This is a genomic window from Allobosea sp. RIT-PG3_2 (assembly GCF_057321085.1).
This window is the reverse complement of sequence record NZ_JBXWCA010000024.1, coordinates 1-1,831: the sequence shown is the minus strand read 5'-3', so window position 1 is coordinate 1,831 and position 1,831 is coordinate 1. Positions and strand designations below refer to the sequence as shown.

Sequence of the window (1,831 nt, the reverse complement as noted above, 5' to 3'; positions counted from 1 at the left end):
ATGCTCGCTTTTGTTGTCAGGCGCATTTTCACGACCATCCCTGTGATGGCCTTCGTGGCGCTGTTCGTCTTTTCGCTGCTCTATATCGCGCCGGGCGACCCGGCGGCCATCATCGCCGGTGACCAGGCCTCGCCCGCCGATGTCGAGCGCATCCGCGCCAGCCTCGGGCTCGACCGGCCTTACCTCGTGCGCTTCGCCGAATGGTCCTTCCGCGTGCTGCAGGGCGATCTCGGCACCTCGATCTTCACCTCGCTGCCGGTGACGCAGCTCATCTCCCAGCGCATCGAGCCGACCGTCTCGCTGATGGTGCTGACCCTGATCTTCGCCGTCGTCATCGCCGTGCCGATGGGCGTGCTCGCGGCCTGGAAGGCCGGCAGCTGGATCGACAAGGCCGCGATGGCCTTCGCCGTCCTCGGCTTTTCCGTGCCGGTCTTCGTCGTCGGCTACCTGCTCGCCTATTTCTTCGCGCTGAAGCTCGATTGGCTGCCGGTGCAGGGTTACACCCCGATCTCGCAGGGCCTGTGGCCCTGGCTGCGGAACCTGATCCTGCCCTCGGTGACGCTGGGCCTCGTCTATATCGCGCTGATCGCCCGCATCACCCGCGCCACGATGCTCGAGGTGCTCCAGCAGGACTACGTCCGCACCGCCCAGGCCAAGGGCGTGGCCCAGAAGGACGTGCTCTTCCTGCACTCGCTCAAGAACGCGGCGGTGCCGATCGTCACCATCATCGGCATCGGCATCGCGCTTTTGATCGGCGGCGCGGTCGTCACCGAGAGCGTCTTCGCCATTCCCGGCCTCGGCCGGCTCACCGTCGATGCCATCCTGCGGCGCGACTATCCCGTGATCCAGGGCGTCGTGCTGATGTTCAGCCTGGTCTACGTGCTGGTGAACCTGCTGATCGACCTGACCTACACCCTCGTCGACCCGAGGATCCGCTATTGACCGCTCAATCGTCCATTCCGGCCCCCGTCGGCGTCGTGGCTGCCGAGCCGATCAAGGCTCCCGGTCTCAGCCGCTCCATGCGCTTCCGCCGCTATCTGCGGCGCCACCCCTCCGTCGCGATCGGCGGCGGCCTGCTCGTGCTGATGGCACTCATCGGCATCTTCGCCCCGCTGCTCGGCACGGTCGACCCGACCGCGATCTCGCCGTCCAGGCGCACCCGCGTGCCCTCCGAGCTCTACTGGTTCGGCACCGACATGCTCGGCCGCGACATCTACTCGCGCGTGATCTACGGCGCGCGGGTCTCGCTCCTCGTCGGCTTCAGCGTCGCCGTGCTGTCCTCGGTGGTCGGGCTGACCATCGGCCTCTTCGCCGGCTTCGTGCGCTGGGCCGACGGCATCATCATGCGCGTCATCGACGGCATGATGTCGATCCCGCCGATCCTGCTCGCCATCGCCCTGATGGCGCTGACGCGCGGCTCGGTCGGCAACGTCATCCTCGCCATCACCATCGCCGAGATCCCGCGCGTGGCGCGCCTGGTGCGCGGCGTCGTGCTGTCGCTGCGCGAGCAGCCCTATGTCGAGGCCGCCGTGGCCAATGGCGCGCGCGTGCCGCGCATCATCATCAGACATATCCTGCCCAACACCTTCGCGCCGATGAGCGTGCAGGCGACCTATATCTGCGCCAGCGCCATGATCGTCGAGGCGATCCTGTCCTTCATCGGCGCCGGCGTGCCGCCGGCGACGCCGTCCTGGGGCAACATCATGGCCGAGGGCAGGGCGCTCTGGCAGGTCCGGCCGCACATCATCCTGTTCCCGGCCGTGTTCCTCTCCATCACCGTCCTCGCCGTAAACCTCCTCGGCGACGGCCTGCGAGACTCCCTCGATCCGCG

At 67.6% G+C, this 1,831-nt stretch carries 2 protein-coding genes; both read left to right on the top strand.

Translation table 11 applies throughout. From position 1 onward, the window contains the following. Positions 1-942 carry an ABC transporter permease gene (locus AC2FAN_RS27170; protein WP_265052415.1) on the top strand — a complete coding sequence of 314 codons (942 nt, stop codon included), beginning with the start codon at positions 1-3 and terminating at the stop codon, positions 940-942. Next, positions 939-1,831, top strand: an 893-nt coding sequence (locus AC2FAN_RS27165; protein ID WP_485177067.1) for an ABC transporter permease, incomplete at its 3' end; no start/stop codon positions are given. The genes AC2FAN_RS27170 and AC2FAN_RS27165, both read left to right, overlap by 4 nt.